We start from the raw sequence: 1,509 nt of genomic DNA on the forward strand, positions 1-1,509 counted from the left end.
CACACTAATACCAGTTCGTCTTCACTGAGCTTTTCGCAATAGTAGTCTTGCCACTCTTCAGTGTTGCCATGCACCAACGCAGCATCAACGCCTTCTTGTTCCAAATTGAACCGTCCAGAAAGGTTAGATAGGCGCACATCAAGTTGGGGCGCATAGGCTTGAAGGCGTGGCATACGTGGGATCCACCAATGCAGTGCCAAGGAATTCACCATGTTTAGCGTGATGCGTTGAGAGTTCTGATCGTGCATCAGTGCTTCGGTTGCATCGACGATTTGTTCTAACGCTGGCGCGACTTTGCGGTAGTATTTTTTGCCTTCCGTATTGAGGTACACATGGCGTCCAATTCGGTCAAAAAGCGGTTTGTTTACTTGGCTTTCGAGAGATTTAATTGCTTGGCTGATCGCCGAGTGGCTAACGCTCAGAAGCTGGGCGGCTTCCGTCATACTGCCTGATTCTGCCACCGCCACAAACGCGTAGATGGATTTTAATGGTACTAATTTGCGCATGGAACGAACCTGTTTTCAATGTGTAAGTTTTACTTACAATAGTGGTTAATATTACTCGCTATTTCTATAAAGTCACTTTTCATAAAATGCTCCGAGAATTAAGGAGTATCTAATGAATCACGTTCACAAACCCATCGTATTTATGTTGATGTCTACATTAAGCTTATCTGTTACGGGCTTGCTAGCAAAGCAGCTGTCTGAGGCGCTTTCGGTAACCATGTTCAGCTTTCTGCGATTTTTCCTACCTGCGCTTATCTTGCTCTTAGTTCTGATCCCGAAAGGCATCAAACTGCCGAAATCGACCGAGTTGAAGCCCACTTTGCTACGCGCACTTTGTATTGGTCTGTCTCAATTGTGTTTTATTGCGTCTCTTCAAACGTTAACACTGGTCGAAAGTGTGGTTCTTTTTGCTACAGGCCCGTTGTTTATGCCTGTGATTGAAAAGCTTGTCTGGCATGGAAAAATTCGTGCGTCCACCGTTTTTGGTATTGTGATGGCGTTTAGTGGTGTGGTGTTGTTGGCTGGAACGGAAGGCGAATTTACTTTGCGATACGACTTACTGCTTGGTTTGGCTGGCGGTCTGTTTAACTCCGGCTCACAATTGACGCTGTATAAAGTCAGCAAAAGTAATATGTCGCCGCTAGAGATCAACTTCTGGGCGTTTAGCTTTGCCGCGTTATTTATTCTGCCTTTGGCGCTTATCAACGATGGCTCTGGACTGTTGGGGGCTCATTCATTCTCACTATCCGTTGAGCCTAGTGTGCTGTTGCTATTAGCCATGTCGATGTTGATCATCAATACTCAAGTGTTTCGTGCAAAAGCCTATCAACTGGCCAGTAGCGGCTCTCAACTCGCACCACTGATTTTTACCAACTTGTTGTTTACGGCCGTTTGGCAATCACTTTTTTTCGCTGATGTAATGAGCCGCACTCAAATCGCGGGCATGGGCTTAATTGTGCTCGCGACGGTATTGAATGGGTGCTGGGATGTATTGGTCAAGCAT

At 46.0% G+C, this 1,509-nt stretch carries 2 protein-coding genes; one reads left to right on the plus strand and one right to left on the minus strand.

The features are described 5' to 3' along the window. On the minus strand, nucleotides 1–506 hold a 506-nt coding region (locus R7F67_RS23970; RefSeq protein WP_318057429.1), incomplete at its 3' end, for a LysR family transcriptional regulator. A 112-nt stretch (nucleotides 507–618) separates the two neighbouring features. On the opposite strand from R7F67_RS23970, the gene R7F67_RS23975 reads away from it, so the two are divergent. Further along, nucleotides 619–1,509, plus strand: an 891-nt coding sequence (locus R7F67_RS23975) for a DMT family transporter (RefSeq protein ID WP_318057430.1), incomplete at its 3' end; no start/stop codon positions are given.

This window comes from Vibrio sp. YT-17, assembly GCF_033337375.1.
GTDB classification, from domain to species: Bacteria; Pseudomonadota; Gammaproteobacteria; order Enterobacterales; family Vibrionaceae; genus Vibrio; species Vibrio alginolyticus.